This is a genomic window from Paraflavitalea sp. CAU 1676 (assembly GCF_029223285.1).
In the GTDB taxonomy this organism is placed as follows: Bacteria; Bacteroidota; Bacteroidia; order Chitinophagales; family Chitinophagaceae; genus Paraflavitalea.
Window position 1 is genome coordinate 26,756 of record NZ_JARHUJ010000001.1, and the last position, 17,783, is coordinate 44,538.

The following is a 17,783-nucleotide window of genomic DNA, read 5'->3' on the forward strand; positions in this document are numbered from 1 at the left end:
CGTGAACAAACCCTTTATGAAAATAACTATGTACACGATATTACTTAGCTGGCTGTTGATAGCCTGCAGCAAAAATAATGAGGCACCGGTGCCGCCGCCCGCGCCGCCAGATAATACGCCTGCTCAATATGGAACACCCTTTGCGAATGTGCCAGCTGCTGCCGACGCTGTGATCTATCAGGTGAATATGCGGGCTTTCAGCAGTCAGGGTAATTTTCAGGGTGTCACTGCCCGGCTGGGCAATATCAAGGCCCTGGGCGCCAACGTCATTTATTTGATGCCTGTGTATCCTATTGGCGCGGTGAAGGCGGTTAATTCTCCCTATTGCATTAAGGATTACAATGCAGTGAACAGCGAGTTTGGTTCGCTCGACGACCTGCGTGCGTTGGTAGATGGTGCACACAACCGTAATATGAGCGTAATCCTCGACTGGGTGGCCAACCATACTGCATGGGATCATCCATGGGTTACAACCCATAAAGACTGGTATCTGCAGGATGCGGGAGGTAATGTGATCAGTCCGCCCAATATGGGGTGGAACGATGTGGCACAGCTCAATTTCGGCAGTGCTGCGATGCGCCTGGAGATGATCAACTCGATGAAGGGTTGGGTGTACAAGGCCAATGTGGATGGCTTTCGTTGTGATTATTCCGACGGGCCTCCGCTCGACTTCTGGAAGCAGGCTATCGATACCCTGCGCAATATTAAAACGCATAAGCTGCTATTGATGGCGGAAGGATCACGCACGAACAATTTTACCGTGGGCTTCGATTTCAATTTTGGCTTTGGATTCTTTGGGCAGTTGAAGAATGTTTACAATAATAACAAGTCGGCACTGTCTATCGATAGTGTAAACACGGTGGAGTACACAAATGCCAACAGCAGTCAACAGGTTATTCGTTACGTCTCTAACCACGATGTGAATGGCGCAGAGGGTACGCCGATTGAATTATTCGGTGGCGAGCAGGGAGCAATGGCTGCTTTTATTGTGGCGGCTTATATGAAGAGTGTTCCGATGATCTATAATGGTCAGGAAGTGGGGATGAGTGCGCGGATACCCTTTCCCTTTACCAGCGTAAAGATCGACTGGACTAAAAATGCTGCCACTACGGCCTTGTACAAACAGGTGATTGAGCTCCGTAATAATAATGCGGCCTTGCGGCGGGGGCAGCTCACCAGCTATAGCAATGCAGATGTATGCGTATTTACGAAGGTGCTGAACAATGAGAAAGTGCTGGTGATCGCCAACCTGCGAAATAAAGCGGTATCATATGCTGTGCCGGGCGCAATAGCCGGCAACTGGAAGAATGCGTTGACAGGTGTGGTTGGAGATGTGAGCGGTACGGTAAGCCTGGCTGCTTATGAATACAGGATCCTGCAACAACCATAAGCTGAGTTGATAATGTTGGGCAATGCCCTGATGAATATTTTAGGGTAATAATGGGTATCTACAAATTTCCGATTACCCTGATGGCTGCCGGTTTTCCGGCGGCCATCTTCCATTTACAGCGTGTGGGCGCAGCTGCTACCTGAGATTAGTAGGCTCTATAGGGGCTGCTACAATGCTGGTTCGCGCGTGTACTTAAGTCGATATTCACCGGGCGACATACCCACTACTTTCCTGAATACATCACGGAATGCTTTGATATCGGTATAGCCGGTATCGTACATCACTTCATTGATGGTTTTGCGCCCGTGCTCCAGTTGCTTCTTGGCTGCTTCTACTTTTACGCGCTGCAGGTATTCGAATACGGAGTTGGAAGTGGCTGATTTAAAACGACGTTCAAAGTTGCGGCGTCCCAGTGATACATGGGTGGCAATCTCATCTACTGAGATCTTTTGCTGGTAGTTCTGCTCAATGTATTCCTGGGCCTTGAGCACACTTTCGTCGCTGTGTTGCTTGTATCCCTGGAAAATGATGAACTGCGACTGGCTGGTGCGGCCCATATCGAGTGCGAAGATCTTGGCGATCAGGATGGCGATATCCCGGCTGGCATGTTTCTCGATATAATAAAGGATGAGATTGAGGTATGAATAAGCGGCGCCGCTGGTATAGATGCCGCCTTCATCGGTCATGATCTTATCATCGACCACGGTTACGTCGGGATACATTTCCCGGAATTCGTTGACGTGTATCCAATGGGTTGCGCAACTGCGGCCGCGCAGTAAGCCGGTAGAGCCCAGTAGAAAGGCACCTGTACACAGGCTCATCACCTCGGCGCCTTTGGTGTATTGGTCCACGATCCAGGGCACCAGCCCCTGGTTGATTTCAACACTTTTAAAAATATCTCCATGCAAGGCGGGAATAATAACCAGGTCAGACCTGAAGTCATCGGTGATCAGGTAATTGGGGTGAATGCTGAAGAAGTTCTGCTTCATGAACTGGCTGTGGTGTTTACCAACCAGTTGAAAATGGAAAAGGGGTGGCTTGCCGGCGCGCTGGCTGGCTTTATTCACCTCGGCGAATATATGGTGTATCCCTTCTACATTCGTGAGGCTTATATCTCCCTCAGGTATCAGGACAGATATATGTTTCATGTAGTAAAATTAAGCGTTCGCGTAGGTTATGCCTACGATGGAGTGATGAAAGTCGCTTTTGGCCTTTCCCATCTGGTATTCGCTCTATATCAAGATAAGGCAGGGATCGTGCCAGTGATGAAGCATCACGAAAAAAGTGATGAAGTGTATTATTTCAGGCGGTTGGGGTAACTTGATTTTGAACTACTTTGATGATCCTGCTGTTTAGGGGCAGGTAATCAAACTAAGTCAATGACAGGGCCTTTCGGGCGCCTCGCCTACACGCATTTGAGTTCTGTGTCGAGGCTGGCCGACAGGCCGGAAAACTATTCGCAATTCCTGTTTATGATGAAGCCGGTCGATGGAGGAACGGAGCTACATCTAAGGATCACCCAATTCCCCACCGAGGTGATCTACCATCATTTAAGGTTTTACTGGCTGGTATCGATGGAGAAGATCAGGCAGTTTGCTGAGCAATCAGGGTAGCGGGGCTAGTCCCACGGCATTTTAACCCAGGGGCTGTTGGCATCGGTGAGCAACAGGTTCATCCCCTCCATCATATCTACAAATTCTTCTTCGTCGATCCCATTCCACACACAGCGGGCAAACTGGTAAGATACAGAAAGTTGCTTCCAGGAATTGTACATACTGCGGATAGGTCCCACACAGCGGAGGATATAGCCCATTGCTTCGCCTTGGGTGAGGTAACCGGCATCGAAGCTGCCGCGGCTGAGGTTGATGATGCGGGCAAAATCCCAGATTAGCATTTCGGGTTGCGTGTCTTTGCTGATGAGCTTGCGCTCCTGGAAGAGCTCGAGCGCGTCGCGCATATTGCGGAGCCGCTGTAAAGCGGTCTCTTCCTCCATTTCGTCTTTCACGACATGGTCGCGCAGGAAAGCCTTACTTTCCTTGATCGAAACGGTGTTCATGGCCTGCCAGATGATATCGAACTGGATACGGTGGCCTTCGGTAAAAAGCCATTCGATGGTTTCCTGCGCTTCTTCCTTACTGTCGATATCCCACCATTGGGAAAGCATGTTGCGGCACTCCTGGCGGCTGAACCCGGTCGTGAGGTCGTTGAGGTATTGACCATTGAGCAGGGCAAGATCGGCTCCGCAGGCAAGGGCCCATAGTTCCTGGTTCGATAGCTGGCTATCGGGATTCAACAGGATGGCCGGCGTATCGTCGTCTGTGTCGCTCGCATCGTTGTTGAATAGGGTATTGAACTGCTGCATTTGCTGGCCAAACTGGTTGAGCTGACCGGCCCACTGGCTGGAGAACTGCATTGACTGTTCCAGTTGCTGTTTATACATAGCAATGGTATCGTCGGAAAGGCCCATCGCTTTGAGCGATTGCAAGTATTGATCAATGGCGTTTTTGTCCATAAGGAAGGGTTTGCGATTGAAGGCAAAATTCATACCACAGAGCCGGATTAAACCCTGTGATCTAACTACATCCATAGTAATACGTCTAATCTTCCAGTTAAGTATATGGCTACCGGTAAAAAAAGGGCAATTGCCCAAAAGCAGTCGTCAGGCGTTAAAAAGCGTGGGCGAAAGATGGTAAAGTCTATTGGGAGCACGCAATGAATTACGGGCCGATCCCCAATGCCAGGATACTATTGGAGCACAAAGGCTGCGGCAGCCCTGTGATCAGTGGCCGGGGTGTTGAAGGATTGATGCTGGAGTTTGGTTTTATTCCGCAGGTATAGGGGAAGCGATGGTGGTGGTGCCTGACGTTTGCGATGCTGCGGAAAAGGCGGGGCGGTTAGGGTTGTGGGAGAACGGCGTTTGGGCATGGTGATAATTGGAGAAGCGGCGAACGAGCCTGGCCCATTTGATCAGTTGAGGTATCGTGTCCATATCGCATACCAATGTTTTACGGCTTAAGGTCTTCAGTTCGGCCATCGTGCTGATCTTGGTGGTAGCCTGCTTAAGCTGCTGAAGCGACAACCAGCCCATGGCATGCAAGGCGTGAATGGTAATGGCAAAGTTGGCTTTTGCTGTTGGATTATAGGATAGCTGCGATAACTGCTGATTGATAAACGACATTTCATCGAGGAATAGCTGTTGCAGCTCATCGTATTTGCGATACAGGTTGGGCAGGGTGTAAATGCCGTTGTGGGTATCTTTCCATACATCAAACGCGTCGTTCACCAATTGCATGAGTCCGGCCAGGGCATACAGCATGGGCTGCATGGGCGGCGGCGGATAATGGTCGAGCGTATCGTAGAACAATTGAAGGCTGTAATAACTTTTGTTGTAGGTGATGTCGTATAGGTCCCTCTCGCTGATGCCTTCGTCCAGCTGCTTCAGTGATTCTTTCTCCCAATGGGTTCCTTCCAGCAAATGTTGGATGAACAGATCACGCCGGGGCACACCACGAAGCAATTCGATATACAGTTCCCGGACCAGTTGATCGGTTTCGCCCGATGGTGTATGCTGTTCGGGATGGGTGACCAACTTTGTAATGGTTTCATAGGGCAAGAGCCGGTCGTCGAAGAGGTCATCAAACAATGGCATGAAAAGGCTCAGGAGCAGTATGTTCTTATGTTCTTTTTCTGATAGCTCCTGCCCCGTGAGCTGGTAGAAGTTTTCACAGATCACATTCAGGGCCAGTTGCCAGTATTTGGTGAAGCGTTGAAGCTGTTTGGGCGATAAGTATGGCTGCTTGGCCAATACCGCCGCTGGCAATGCGGCTCGCAGTTTGTCGGCGAACTGACGTTCCTGGGTTTTGAGCTTGCGTTGCAAGCTCACGAGCCGGCGAAGCACGCGCCATAGGCTGACGGGTTCAGGTATGCTGAATTGCACGCCTGTATGGTCAACAACGCCAGGCCGGTTTGCTGTCATTAGGTTTTGTGTTTGGGCAGACTAAAATAAGAAGTATTAAGGTTATAGAAATGTGTTTATGCGTGAAATGGTGGGGCGAAGGAGCAGAAGGCAGCCTTTTATGTCCTTCAAGCGCCTTGCAGCGGCGGTTAGCAGGTATTAGAAAGTAATGACCACCTTTCCGAAAGCCTTGCCCGATTTAAACCGGTGAAAAGCTTCCTGCACTTGATCGAGCGGATAAACGCTATCAATGACCGGCTTAAAGTGATTCTTTTCGATGGCCTGTACGAAGTCGCTCAACTCCTCGGCGTTGCCAACTGAATAGGCTTGCAGGCGCACATAGTTGGTGATCAGGGGTATCAGGTCAATCGATAGCCTGGTACCTGTCATCAGCCCAATCAGTCCTACAAATCCGTGTTGCTTTACCGACAGAATGCTTTGTTCTATGGTATCCGTGCCGGCTACATCCAGCGTTACATCGACGCCGATACCGCCGTTAATACGCTTTACTTCTTTACTCCATTCGGGAAATTCTTTGTAGTTGATCACCTCATCGGCGCCAAGCTTCTTCAGCTTTTGTTCTTTTTCCTTGCTGCCGGTGGTGGCGATTACTTTAAGGCCGAAGAGTTTGGCGATCTGCAGGGCAAACAAAGAAACGCCGCCGCTGCCCTGGATCAATATGGTTTGCCCGGCACGGATCTGGGCCTGCTCCACGAGGATGGTCCACACGGTGAGGCCGCCAACCGGCAAGGGTGCAGCTTCCGCATCGGTTAGTGTGGCGGGAGTCCGCACGAGGGTATTCTCGGGCTGTACCGTGAATTCGGACAATAGCCCTGGTCGCGAAAAAGCAGTTCTCCATTGGTCGTGGTAGGGCGTATTTCTACCGGCCTCCCAGCGGCCAATGAAGGGGATGAGCACCCGATCACCTTTCTTCCACCGCGTTACCTGTGCGCCCACTTCTTCCACAATGCCTACACCTTCCGAAACGGGTACATGGGGAAGCTGAATGCCAAAGGGTATCCTGTTTTCCACTACCAGCAGATCATGAAACTCGAGGGCAACGGCCGTGGTTCGCACCAGCACTTCATTGCCGGCGGGAATGGGAGCAGGAATATCCCTAAGGTGCAAATGCTCAATGCCAAACTGTTCGAGTTGAATTGCTTTCATGGAGTGAATGTTTTATATGGCAAAGCTAGGGTCTGAAAGGGCCTGTCCGGAGGGGGTAGATGGACTTTAGTGCGGGCGAATCTGGACTATCCTGGCCGCGTGTCAGGGCCGGGTTGTGATACGGGTATCCCGATATATAGTAACGCGCTTCGTTAAATGATGAAATACAGTAAAAGGGCCTCGGGTGCTTTGGCGGCAATTAGCTGGAAGTTAAGCGGTTAGTGTTTGGCGCGTGAGTTGATTTACAAGAGGCATCAGAAAACGACGCACATGCAAACAGGAAACGCCACTACCAGAGAATTGTTATTTATGGAAACGTTGAATGAGCTGAAGCGTGCAGGATATGAGCTGGAGTTCAGAAGGGAAACTACTTGTCTGTATTGTATGGAATTGCAATGGTGGGTAATGCCAGACAAATTCAAGGTTGACGAGTCATTCTATTTCGAAAGCGTGTTGAACCCCGATGCCGGCCGGATGCTTTATGCCATTTCGTTATCGCATGGGCTGAAAGGGTTTCTGATAGATACCTGTGATGTTTACGCGGATAATATCAGCCCGGAATTGCTACACAAGTTACAACTGATCAAGCCTGCTATGAAGGCATTATAGATGAAGAAGTACAAAGGAAATTATTCACCTGGTAAAATTTTAGGCATATGGAAAATTATGAAACACTCGTGGATGCATTAGACAAACTAAAGGAAAGGGGCTACGATGCCGACTTCGCAACGCAGTCGGTATGCCTCTATTGCGGAGATCTGGACATCAGGCTCGATCCGGAAGACTTTCATGTTGATGAAATATACCGGTTTGAAGGCGATTCGAACCCGGACGACAATACGGTGCTGTACGCCATATCCTCCGCTACAGGGGTAAAGGGCACGTTGGTGGATTCGTATGGTGCCTATGCGGGAACATTGAGTTTCGACATGGCGCAAAAGTTAAGGCCCGCTGCACCCAGTGTTTAGTAGCAGGGGCACAACAATTGCTGCCCCGTAAAGGATCGATTTGTATCAAGTATAAAATTATAATACATGTTAACAATTGGAAGCGTTGCGCCGGATTTCGAACTGTATGCTAAGCCCGATCAAAAGGTTCGCCTCAGTGGGTTAAGAGGCAAGAACGTGATCCTGGCATTTTATCCCGCCGATTGGAGCCCTGTGTGCGGCAACCAGATGAGCCTGTACAATGAGATGGAGTCGTTTTTTATTCGGCAGAATGCCCAGCTGGTGGGCATATCGGTAGACAGCCGGTGGTGCCATACGGCATTTGCCGAGCAAAACAAGTTTGGGTTTCCCTTACTCGCCGATTTTGAGCCCAAGGGCGCTGTTTCAAAAGTATATGAAGCTTATGACGAGGGAACGGGTGAATGCCGGCGGGCACTGTATGTAATTGATCAAAATGGGGTGATTCGGTGGAACTATCTTTCACCCATCGATGTGAATCCTGGTGCCGACGGAATTCTGAATGCATTAGAACAGATCAATAAATCAACTACAAATGACAACACAATTAATACCGCTGGTAAATAGCAACGATCATGTAAGCGGTGAGGGCAGCGCAGTGATCGAAGTAGTGGAATATGGCGATTACCAATGTCCCTATTGCGGCCGGGCCTATCCGATCATTAAAAGCATCCAGGAGCGGCTGGGACCTCAGCTGAGGTTTGTATTCAGGAATTTTCCGTTGTCTAAGATACATCCTCATGCTTTTCTTGCGGCTGTTGCTACCGAAGCGGCCGGTTTGCAGGATAAATTCTGGGAGATGCACGATATCGTTTTTGAGAACCAGCATTCATTGGAGTTAAGCAGCTTGTACCAGATGGCGGATATTATCGGGCTTGACCGGGAGCGATTCAGTAATGACATACAACAACAGGAGTTGATTGAAAAGGTGGAAAAGGATTTTGAAAGCGGTATAAGAAGCGGGGTAAATGGAACACCCACCTTTTTCATCAACGGAAGGAAATACGATGGCAGTTGGGAAGAAGCCGAGCTATATCAGTATTTGAAAAACCTGCACGCTAAACCATCCATGGAGGAGTAGTCGATGCATACTGGAAAATCATACACACTCTTTGAGTTCCTTGTTTGGACACGCAGAAACATATTTTGGCTGTTGGTGGTGGGCAGTATTCCTACCCTATTGTATGAAGTATTTGGCATGAGGTGGTTATCCATACCCTGGCCGGTGGTGGCCATGTTGGGAACTGCTACGGCCTTCATTGTGGGGTTTAAGAACGCACAGTCATATAGCAGGACATGGGAGGCCCGGCAGGTGTGGGGAGCCGCTATTGGCGCCACACGGGCCTGGGCCATGATGTGCCGGGATTATGTGGACGATCCCGAAAAAGCAAAGGAGGTAATATACCGTCAATTGGCCTGGCTCACGGCCTTGCGCCACCAATTGCGGGCGCACAAAGATTGGGAAACATCGACCAGATCGTACAACAAGGAGTATACCCGTTATTATACCATTCCGGAAAGGGAAACGTCCTTGGAGAAGGATTTGTCGAAGTACCTTACTGAGGAAGAAGTGGCGGGCCTGATGCCGACGAATAACAAGGCTGTCCAGCTGTTGGGTTTGCAAAGTGCAGCCTTGAAAGGGCTGCACACCGATGGTGTGCTGGAGCATTTCAGGTTCCTCGACATGCATACTGCATTAAGGGAGTTTTCAAGTCACCAGGGCAAGTGCGAACGGATCAAGAACTTTCCCTACCCCAGGCAGTATGCTACTATCAACACCCTTTTCATCAGGATATTCTGCGTGTTGCTTCCGTTTGCGCTGCTGGGCGAGTTCAACGAGCTCAATGAGCAGGTGACCGGAGTATTGAGGGGCAGCATGGTGTGGTTTGTAATACCATTTAGTATGCTGGTATCCTGGGTGTATACGTCGTTGGAGCAGGTGGGAGAAAGTACGGAGAATCCGTTTGAGGCAAATCCCAATGCGGTGCCGATATCACAAATGAGTCGGGCAGTAGAGATCGATATCCGGGAAATGTTGGGCGAAACGGATCTGCCTCCGGCGCTGCAGGCCAGGAACAACATTGTATTGTAAGTCATCAGGCAGGCTATATTAATAGCATAAAGCGACAAGGGTGTCTGTTCTTTTTGGTATTATACCAGGAAGGAGACACCCTGATTTTATTGGGTAAGATGGTGAAGCAGGTGCTTAAGCATCATTAACTTTATGAGAGAAACTAGGCTGATCCTTAACTTAGTAAAACTCATAGTGTATGTCCCAATCAGAAGGTTTGAGTATCGAAGAAGCCCAACTGCCCAAGGCAGCGATCACGGGAATCGCCCCATTTTTTATTGTCAGGAATGTACCGGTTGCATTGGCGTTTTATCGCGACCGCCTCGGGTTCGATATCACATTTCAGGGACCCAGTGAGGATGATATCTTCTTTGGGATCGTGCAGCGCGGTGCGGCAATGATCATGATGAAGGATATTGGCGTAGAGCCGGTGCCGAATTATACGCGCGACATCAAGCAAGGAATTGCCCGCTGGGATGCCTATATGCATGTCCCCGATCCGGATGCACTGGCAATGGAGTTCTCCTTACGCGGGGTTGAGTTCTTTCAGCCGATTTCGAATAATGATGACGGCCTGCGGGGATTTGAAGTAAAAGATGCTGATGGTTATTTACTGTATTTTGGACGGCCGTTGTAGCCCCATGTTATCGGGCGCGCATCACTTTGTCATACAGGGTTTTCAGTTGAGTGTCACCAAAGCCGTAAATGCTTTCGCGTTTCCAGAATTCTTTAAACACTTCATGGAAGTCAGTAGAGATATTCTTTGTGATGTCTTCAATAACTTGTTCAGGTCTGCCCTTTGAGCCATCTTTAGGAAAGCGGTCAACATGTGCCTTTACTACTTCTTGCAGGTACGAGAAAGGTACAGATGGATGCTTTGAGAGATTTGTCAACTCATCAAGGTTGTCGTTTTTGTAAGCATTCCACAATGCTTGCCCGAAAAATAGGTCGCCCTCACTTAAAGGAATTCTATTCGCATAACAAACGTTAAGTTCCTCTGAATTGGCAGGTCCAAAGCCATTCCAGAAGTGTTTATTGGTTTTGTCTAAGTGGGAAGTATAAACAGCAAAAACTGTTTTCTTTATTGGCAAGCTATTGACGACTGAAATAACAAACCACATATTTACCTGACAAAACAGATCATACTCAAACCAGAGATTGAACTCAGAATTAACAGGGGCATCTAATATTTTTTCAAATTCTTTTACAACAGCATTATAGTATTCGGCTTCTGTGATATTGAGGTATTGAGTTCTTGATTGCCAAAAGTCATGGAGGTTGTCACCTGACAAGTCTCCGTCAATAAGCGCTTCTCTGATGACAACAATACTTCCTTCAATTTTTGCTTCCGGAAAACTATAAGCAAGGGAGTCGCCGTTTAAAACATGGTATACCATGACTGTAAGGTTTTTTGCATTGTCGCTACCTTATAAATATACGTTACTATGCAACAAGGATCCTTCAATACTTTATACCCAGGAAATCAGATTGCATAAGCCCATTGTCGGCGAAGGAGAAACAGGCCTCTTTCGAGAAAATCAGGTGATCAACTACTTCAATACCCATCAGCCTGCCGGAAAGGGCTAAAGACCTGGTTGCAATAATGTCTGCATGGGAGGGCTTCAAGTCGCCGCTTGTATTGTTATTACCTAAAATGATCTTTCCTGCACCGGATAGTAGGGCCGCCGAAAAAATAAACTTCGGGTCGAAGAGCGCTTTGTCCATGCACCCGGTAGCAACCTCCGAAATCCCTAAGACCTTGTTGGCGTTGGTTAATAAGAGGATCTTGAGCTGTTTCACGAGCTCGATTTTATTCCAGTCCCAATGAATCAGGAAAACTTCGAAGGCATCCATACAGTCGCCGATAATAGGCCGCTTTGAGCGGTCGGCATCCGCCTTGTAGATCAGCTCTACCAGGGGCACTTGAAAGTCCTGCACCTTTTCGAGTTTCACTTTCTTGACCTTTGCAGGCAGCGGGAAGGCCGGCAAAATAGTTGCCGCCGCCTTATTGAGTTGATTTTTCCCTTTTACTGGCATGGCTGTTCTTTTTAGTGGTTTTAGATTTTCGCTTAGTTTGACCCTTCTGCTCCGCCTTTCTGTGGAGTAGATAGGCGGCTTCGGCCAGCTTTTCGAGGTTTTCGTATAGGAATAGCAGATTACTGCGATCCAAGCCTTCCTGGAACCAACTTCCGTCATGGCATAGGCCAGCGCACAGCCATTCCCACAATACATCTCGCAGATCATGTAGGTGATAGTTCGTGAAAAACTCAGCTAGCACGCTTTTGGGGTCACTTTGTTCCTCATGGGAAAGTCGCCGAAGCTGGTTTGGTATTTCAAGAGTTTCCGGTTTCATAGCAATTGTTTATGCGTTTTTCAATAGTGTGGAAAATGTGCTCCTGGCCAATTACTTCTAATATTTTCTGCACACGATGGTCATGAGCGCGTTCTTTTAGATAGCGGAAAGTTACCTGCATAGTTGTTCGGTACAAACAGCCGCCATTGTATTGAAGAAAATCATCCCGGTTACCCCAGAGTTGGAGGAATACCGATTCCGTAAGGAGGCAAAGAATGCCTGGGGCTTGAATTCCAGAGTAGCGGGCTATTATTGAAAAGGTAGAGTCGTAGAAGAACTCGCAAAATTTTGCGAAAACCTGTCCGTTGCCGGAGGCAATAGCACGGGGTTGAGAATCGGTGTAAGCTTTATGCCGAAGTCGGCTGTTCATACGCCGCAATTTGGGTGGAGAATAAATTGCAGGTAAGGGCCAACAATAAGATAGGCATGGGTTGGTCCTTACTGCACTGGAGGGCTACCACGCCCGACGGCGAATAAGAACGCCCACGCCTAGCCTTTAAAGATAAAGGAAACGTGAGCGATTTACCTTATTTCCCGCCGTCATTGAAAGTGGTAGTTTCCAGTGCGAGATTCAAAGCAAATACGCTTTTCGAAACGGTACTATTGATTATTTAGTCAAGATGTGTTCTTTTTCATAATTGCGTCGCGATGGTTTGTCAATCAATTGTTATAGAATATCCTACACAAGGTATGGTATTTCCCACATGTATGCAAAGAAGTTGTGAGTATTTCCATAGTTTTTTACTTTCATTCCTTCAATTATTATAGAAAATCCTAACAATCAATGACTAAGCTGGGAGTATATCTGGCTCAGAAATCGGTGAATAAGTCTGAAGTGGCTCGCAAAACTGGTTTATCAAGGGCAAGAATGAATGAACTTACATTACATGATCGCAGCCATTTGAGGGCTGAAGAATTGTATCTAATAGCCTTGGCCATTGATGTGAAGCCCTGTGAGCTACTTGAGGCTCTATTTGGAAAGCTGAAGTTGGAGGAATAAGTCTTAAGTAAGATAATGTCCCATTTAGGATCACCCGTTATAATTTCTGGTATTGGAGCTCATAATTTTGAAGACTTCCGGTTTGCACGCCCATTAGACATGTCTAGACCTTTAAATCAATGGGTAACATCATAGCAGATAGGAGTATAAAAGTATTCAACTTCACAAAAACGAATCTTAACATAGCAAATGAGTTCTCTGTGCTGAAGCTTTTAGAGCCCCGTTTGAAAACCTTAACCAACTTTTATAAAGAATATTGATTATAGATGGAGTTAAAAGAATTGAAGCCGAGAAAGGCGCTTAACAAGGCCTACTTAAAAGTGAAACCAAACAGGGCAGAGGTAGAAAGGTTCAAGACCAATTTAGTCGCTTTACTAGATGGGACAAACGATACAGAAAGCGAAGAGTTTCATAAGAATCTTGTTATTGACTTTCTAAAAAAAACCTACTACGACCCCAACCATTTTGTAAATACCAAGGGTCGAAACGATCTTGTTATTCATAATGGCAACATCGCTAAAAGCTCTGTCGGCGTAATCATAGAAGCTAAAAAGCCGACCAACAAAGCGGAGATGGTGACTGCCAGAAAGATTAACACTAAAGCGTTTCAGGAGTTGGTGCTATATTATTTGCGGGAAAGAATTACGCAAAAAAATTTTGAAGTTAAGCACTTGGTGGTGACCAATATTAATGAATGGTTCATTTTTGATGCAACCCTTTTTGATAGACTGTTTGCTCAAAATAAGAACTTAATAAGGCACTTCAATGATTTTGAAGGGGGGCGGTTGGCTGATACCAAAACCGACTTTTTCTATAAGCAAATTGCCGAGCCGTTTATTGATAGCATTGCTACTGACATTGAATTCACTTATTTCAATCTTCAGGACTTTCAAAAGCCATTACGCAATAGCAACAAAGCAGACGATAATTCACTGATTGCTTTATTCAAGCTTTTATCACCTGAACATCTTTTAAAGCTTCCATTCAACAATGATAGTAACAGTCTCGATAAGCGCTTTTATAGTGAATTATTGCACATTATCGGACTGACCGAAACCAAAGAAGGTAGCAAAAAGCTAATTGAGCGAAACAAGGTAGGAGAACGCCACACTGGAACAATGCTTGAAGATGCCATTATTCAGCTTGACAGTTTGGACAAACTGGGCCGACTTGAAAAGCCAGCGCAGTTCGGAAGTGCCAAAAATGAAAGACTATTCAATGTTGCCCTCGAACTTTCCATCACCTGGATAAACCGCATTTTGTTTTTGAAGCTGTTGGAAGCCCAACTGATTACCTATCACAAAGGGGACAAATCCTATTCGTTTCTAAATCTTGACAAAATCAAAAACTATGATGACCTGAATAGCTTGTTTTTTCAAGTGTTGGCTCGTAAGTATGAAGAAAGAAACGACGATGTAAAAAAGGCATTTGAGAAAACGCCATATCTCAACTCTTCACTTTTTGAACCTACTGACATTGAGCAGGTTACTTTGTTCATAAGTAACCTGAAGGATGATAAAGCCATTCCAATTTTTTCCCAAACCGTACTGAAAGACCAGCTTGGCAAAAAGAGAACGGGAAATTTGTCTACACTTGAGTATCTTTTTTCGTTTTTGGACGCATACGATTTCGGTAGCGAAGGTTCAGAGGAAATTCAGGAAGATAACAAAGCGCTAATCAATGCCTCGGTCCTTGGATTGATTTTCGAGAAGATAAACGGCTACAAGGATGGCTCATTCTTCACGCCAGGATTTATCACTATGTATATGTGCCGAGAGACCATCCGCAAATCGGTAATTCAAAAGTTCAATGAGGTCAAGAAATGGAATTGCAACAGCATCGAAGATTTGTACGACAAAATTGAAGATCGCAAGGAAGCCAACAGAATCGTTAATAGTATAAGAATTTGCGATCCTGCTGTTGGTTCAGGGCATTTTTTGGTTTCTGCTCTTAATGAATTGATTGCTGTTAAAAACGATCTGAAAATATTGTTGGATCGGGACGGCAAGCGAATGAAAGAGTATCAAGTAGAAGTGGTTAATGACGAATTGATTGTAACAGACGAGGAAGGAGAGCTTTTTGATTATGTTCCAAACAACAAAGAAAGCCAGCGTGTACAGGAAGCACTCTTTCACGAGAAGCAAACTATTATAGAGAATTGTCTTTTTGGTGTTGATATTAATTCAAATTCTGTAAAAATATGTCGTTTGCGTTTATGGATTGAGCTTTTGAAGAATGCTTATTACAAAAGTGCAAGCGAACTTGAAACGCTTCCGAACATTGACATTAACATCAAGTGTGGAAACTCTTTAGTAAGTCGCTTTGCAATTGATGCGGACTTGAAGCAGGCGCTTAGAAAAAGCAAGTGGACTATCGACGGATACCGAATAGCGGTTGATACTTATCGTAATGCTCAGAGCAAGGAACAGAAGAGGGAGATGGAGAGGTTAATTGCAGATATTAAATCTGACTTTAGAAGTGAAATATCTTTAAATGATCCCAAGGTTAAAAGCCTGCAAAAAGTTAGGGGAGAACTATTGAAGGTGTCCACAATGCAAAGTCTTTTTGATGTAAGCAAAAAGGAAAAGGTAGGGTGGAACAAAAAAGTGCAACAGCTGACGGATGCGACAAAAAAGCTTGAAGCAGAGATTGAAGAAATAAAGGCCAATAAGATATTTGAGAATGCCTTCGAATGGCGTTTTGAATTCCCTGAAGTGCTTGATGATGATGGCAATTTTCTGGGATTTGATGTTGTAATCGGGAATCCGCCTTATATCAGGCAAGAAGAAATCAAAGATTATAAGCCATATTTTAAGTCTCAATTCAAACTTTATACGGGAACGGCAGATGTCTATGTGTTCTTCGTTGAAAAAGGCTTTGATATTTTGAAGGATAGTGGTGTTTTTACATTTATTATGCCCAACAAATTTATGCAGGCGGGATATGGACAACCTGCTCGCAGATTCCTGTTACACCAGAATCTGATTGAAATAATTGACTTTGGCGATTTTCAGATTTTCGAGGAAGCCACTACGTATCCATGTATTTTGACTGCAAGTAAGGAAAAAGCTAAGGGAATATTTAGGACTGTGAAAGTGGACACTCTTGAGTTTATTGGAGATTTTCCCAAGTATATTTCGAATATAACTAACGAAATTAGCCACAGCTCCCTGAATGAAGAAACGTGGGTTGTCACTAATTCACAAGATCAAAGTTTATTGCAGAAAGTTGCTGCAAAAGGGAGAAAGTTGGGAGACTACGTCAGTGAAATGGGGAAGTATGGCATTAAAACTGGGCTAACGGAAGCTTTTGTGGTTGAAAAGGAGAAGGCTGAGGTTTTTATTAATTCCAATTCGGAAAATAGAAATCATTTGCGGCCATTTTTGCTTGGTCGTGAGGTGAAGTCCTACGTTGCTGGAAGTCCAGCTAATTATCTGATAAAATTCGAAAAAGGGTTCACAAGGAAATTTGGGGGGGGTAAGCCGGAAGGGTGGTTTGAGGAAAAATTTCCTGAGTTATTCAGTCATTTGAAAACTTTTGAGGAAAAAGCAAAGAATAGGACAGACAAAGGAGATTTTTATTGGGAATTGAGAGCTTGTGATTACTACGACAAGTTTGAGAAACCCAAAATTATGTATCAAGTATTTCAGGTAAAGCCGTGTTTCATTTATGACGAGGATGGTGTTTACTGCAATAATTCAATGTGGTTTATCGTATCTGATGATAAGGTTCTTTTAGGCATATTGAATTCCAAGATGGGGTGGTGGCTTATCTCCAAATATTGTACAGCCATTCAGAATGGTTACCAATTGATTTGGAAGTATTTTAGCCAATTGCCAATTGCCATAGGAAATGTTGAGGTGCGAGATAGAATTAGGGAATTGGTCGATGAAATTCTGTTGATTAAAAAGCATAATCCAGCAACCGAAACTTCAAATTTGGAAAGTAAAATTGATCAGTTGGTTTATATGCTTTACGAATTAACAGAAGAGGACATAAAGATTGTTGAATCTACATAATTGGGGACTGTGTCTGATTGCCAAATATCTTAATCAACTAGCTGTTAGAATTGGAATGGGTTCGACTGCTATGTCGGGCATTATCTACATGAAGAGTTTCCGCCCATATTCTCCACAAGGCAATTTTTCAGACCCTTATATTTTTCAAGAAAAATTAACTATTTTTCTTGATGTGTAGGGTGTCTGCTAAAGGCGAGTTTGTTCAAAACTGGAATACGTTTGGTTTTGCTCAAGAAAAGGAATCTTATGATAGAAGACATAATGTATACTTTCGACAAGAATTTTCTCAGGCTTAATAATTTAATTAGCCTGTATAAGACAATAGCAGTTGGCCAGGGACGCAAACCAGCGAACTCTCTTGATATATTAAGAGCTACAACTGTTTTAACTCACGCCACATTGGAGGACTATCTCAGGAATTTGTTGGAATGGAAGCTTCCTACTCAAGGGCGAGAAAAAATTGAGACCATTCCTCTTGTCGGAACTTCTGCTATTGGTCGGCCTACAAAATTCACATTGGGTGATCTGGTAGCTCATCGAAACCAAAGCGTTGATATAATAATAAAGCAGTCGGTAAAAGAGTATTTAGGGACAATGAGCTTTAATGATACCTCTGATATCGCAAAAGCTTTAGTCAGCATTGCTCTCGTGGTGACACCTGATATTCAGGGCTTATTTCCAGCAGTGAATGAAATGATTAAAAGGAGGCATAATATTGTTCACCGAGCAGATAGAGTAGAAGTTGCTGGGAGTGGGAACCACAGTATAACATCAATAAGTGTACAAAAAGTAGAGAAATGGAAGAACACGGTGGATAAGCTTGTATTTGAGATTAATAAGAATTTTATTGTTTAATTTTACTT

The 17,783-nt window shown here is 45.5% G+C and carries 18 protein-coding genes; 11 read left to right on the top strand and 7 right to left on the bottom strand.

The features are described from left to right. Positions 1 to 16: 16 nt before the first annotated feature. Positions 17 to 1,390: an alpha-amylase family glycosyl hydrolase gene (locus P2H89_RS00090; RefSeq protein ID WP_275824421.1), complete on the top strand. Its 1,374-nt coding sequence runs from the start codon at positions 17 to 19 to the stop codon at positions 1,388 to 1,390. 167 nt (positions 1,391 to 1,557) lie between these two features. On the opposite strand, the gene P2H89_RS00095 is transcribed toward P2H89_RS00090, so the two are convergent. Next, on the bottom strand, positions 1,558 to 2,538 hold the full coding sequence (locus P2H89_RS00095) for a helix-turn-helix domain-containing protein (RefSeq protein ID WP_275824422.1): 981 nt from the start codon (positions 2,536 to 2,538) through the stop codon (positions 1,558 to 1,560). 231 nt (positions 2,539 to 2,769) lie between these two features. Here P2H89_RS00095 and P2H89_RS00100 point away from each other — a divergent pair, with 231 nt between their 5' ends. After that, a complete protein-coding gene (locus tag P2H89_RS00100) occupies positions 2,770 to 3,003 on the top strand; it encodes a hypothetical protein (RefSeq protein WP_275824423.1) in 234 nt (77 codons plus the stop codon). A 5-nt stretch (positions 3,004 to 3,008) separates the two neighbouring features. Here the strand turns inward: P2H89_RS00100 and P2H89_RS00105 are convergent, their stop codons facing one another. From P2H89_RS00105 to P2H89_RS00115, 3 genes are all read right to left on the bottom strand, one after another. After that, on the bottom strand, positions 3,009 to 3,902 hold the full coding sequence (locus P2H89_RS00105) for a DUF1266 domain-containing protein (protein ID WP_275824424.1): 894 nt from the start codon (positions 3,900 to 3,902) through the stop codon (positions 3,009 to 3,011). 309 nt (positions 3,903 to 4,211) lie between these two features. Beyond that, positions 4,212 to 5,366, bottom strand: a complete 1,155-nt coding sequence (locus tag P2H89_RS00110) for a class 1 isoprenoid biosynthesis enzyme (RefSeq protein WP_275824425.1) — start codon at positions 5,364 to 5,366, stop codon at positions 4,212 to 4,214. A 138-nt stretch (positions 5,367 to 5,504) separates the two neighbouring features. Beyond that, the gene (locus P2H89_RS00115; protein WP_275824426.1) at positions 5,505 to 6,512 is read right to left on the bottom strand and encodes an NAD(P)-dependent alcohol dehydrogenase; all 1,008 of its coding nucleotides are present in this window, start codon (positions 6,510 to 6,512) and stop codon (positions 5,505 to 5,507) included. Between the two features lie 270 nt (positions 6,513 to 6,782). Between P2H89_RS00115 and P2H89_RS00120 the strand changes: the two genes are divergently transcribed. The 6 genes from P2H89_RS00120 (at position 6,783) to P2H89_RS00145 (ending at position 10,185) form a co-directional block, all read left to right on the top strand. Beyond that, positions 6,783 to 7,121: a phosphoribosylpyrophosphate synthetase gene (locus P2H89_RS00120; protein WP_275824427.1), complete on the top strand. Its 339-nt coding sequence runs from the start codon at positions 6,783 to 6,785 to the stop codon at positions 7,119 to 7,121. A 47-nt stretch (positions 7,122 to 7,168) separates the two neighbouring features. Then, positions 7,169 to 7,480 (top strand): phosphoribosylpyrophosphate synthetase, encoded by a 312-nt coding sequence (locus tag P2H89_RS00125; protein WP_275824428.1) that lies wholly within the window; start codon positions 7,169 to 7,171, stop codon positions 7,478 to 7,480. Positions 7,481 to 7,546: 66 nt separating this feature from the next. Continuing rightward, on the top strand, positions 7,547 to 8,044 hold the full coding sequence (locus P2H89_RS00130) for a redoxin domain-containing protein (RefSeq protein ID WP_275824429.1): 498 nt from the start codon (positions 7,547 to 7,549) through the stop codon (positions 8,042 to 8,044). After that, positions 8,013 to 8,558: a thioredoxin domain-containing protein gene (locus P2H89_RS00135; RefSeq protein WP_275824430.1), complete on the top strand. Its 546-nt coding sequence runs from the start codon at positions 8,013 to 8,015 to the stop codon at positions 8,556 to 8,558. The genes P2H89_RS00130 and P2H89_RS00135 overlap by 32 nt, the downstream gene beginning before the upstream one ends. A 3-nt stretch (positions 8,559 to 8,561) precedes the next feature. Then, entirely contained in the window at positions 8,562 to 9,569 is a 1,008-nt protein-coding gene (locus P2H89_RS00140) for a bestrophin family ion channel (RefSeq protein ID WP_275824431.1), read from the top strand. Positions 9,570 to 9,747: 178 nt separating this feature from the next. After that, positions 9,748 to 10,185 carry a VOC family protein gene (locus P2H89_RS00145; protein WP_275824432.1) on the top strand — a complete coding sequence of 146 codons (438 nt, stop codon included), beginning with the start codon at positions 9,748 to 9,750 and terminating at the stop codon, positions 10,183 to 10,185. 7 nt (positions 10,186 to 10,192) lie between these two features. Here the strand turns inward: P2H89_RS00145 and P2H89_RS00150 are convergent, their stop codons facing one another. The 3 genes from P2H89_RS00150 to P2H89_RS00160 form a co-directional block, all read right to left on the bottom strand. Beyond that, the gene (locus P2H89_RS00150) at positions 10,193 to 10,945 is read right to left on the bottom strand and encodes a hypothetical protein (protein ID WP_275824433.1); all 753 of its coding nucleotides are present in this window, start codon (positions 10,943 to 10,945) and stop codon (positions 10,193 to 10,195) included. A 64-nt stretch (positions 10,946 to 11,009) separates the two neighbouring features. Continuing rightward, complete coding sequence (locus P2H89_RS00155; RefSeq protein WP_275824434.1) at positions 11,010 to 11,585, bottom strand: JAB domain-containing protein; 576 nt, start codon at positions 11,583 to 11,585, stop codon at positions 11,010 to 11,012. Beyond that, positions 11,554 to 11,901: a hypothetical protein gene (locus P2H89_RS00160; protein ID WP_275824435.1), complete on the bottom strand. Its 348-nt coding sequence runs from the start codon at positions 11,899 to 11,901 to the stop codon at positions 11,554 to 11,556. The genes P2H89_RS00155 and P2H89_RS00160 overlap by 32 nt, the downstream gene beginning before the upstream one ends. Before the next feature lie 784 nt (positions 11,902 to 12,685). On the opposite strand from P2H89_RS00160, the gene P2H89_RS00165 reads away from it, so the two are divergent. The 3 genes from P2H89_RS00165 (at position 12,686) to P2H89_RS00175 (ending at position 17,775) form a co-directional block, all read left to right on the top strand. Further along, a complete protein-coding gene (locus P2H89_RS00165; RefSeq protein ID WP_275824436.1) occupies positions 12,686 to 12,901 on the top strand; it encodes a helix-turn-helix transcriptional regulator in 216 nt (71 codons plus the stop codon). 266 nt (positions 12,902 to 13,167) lie between these two features. Further along, a complete protein-coding gene (locus tag P2H89_RS00170) occupies positions 13,168 to 16,920 on the top strand; it encodes an Eco57I restriction-modification methylase domain-containing protein (RefSeq protein ID WP_275824437.1) in 3,753 nt (1,250 codons plus the stop codon). Between the two features lie 246 nt (positions 16,921 to 17,166). Continuing rightward, positions 17,167 to 17,775, top strand: a complete 609-nt coding sequence (locus P2H89_RS00175) for a HEPN domain-containing protein (protein ID WP_275824438.1) — start codon at positions 17,167 to 17,169, stop codon at positions 17,773 to 17,775. Positions 17,776 to 17,783 lie beyond the last annotated feature (8 nt).